The 218-nt window shown below is 50.0% G+C and carries 1 rRNA gene; it reads right to left on the bottom strand.

Annotation, left to right across the window (positions count from 1 at the left end):
• Positions 1 to 135: 135 nt before the first annotated feature.
• A 16S ribosomal RNA gene (locus tag IB268_RS30990) occupies positions 136 to 218 on the bottom strand; the annotation flags it as partial.

The raw sequence follows: 218 nt of genomic DNA, 5'->3' as shown, positions 1-218 counted from the left end.
AGCTGTTGGGTAAAACCCAACTCATAACACTGCATGCAGCGCTATGAGTTAGCTTCTACGCGGCGCCAATGATATTGACTCCAGCTACAACAACAACCGATAAGAGTGGACGCTTAACACGAGCACTAAGCTCTGAAAGGAGGTGATCCAGCCGCACCTTCCGATACGGCTACCTTGTTACGACTTCACCCCAGTCATGAATCCTACCGTGGTAATCG

The organism is Achromobacter sp. ACM01 (assembly GCF_014851745.1).
GTDB classification, from domain to species: domain Bacteria; phylum Pseudomonadota; class Gammaproteobacteria; order Burkholderiales; family Burkholderiaceae_B; genus Achromobacter; species Achromobacter aegrifaciens.
This window is presented reverse-complemented; position numbering and strand designations above follow the sequence as displayed.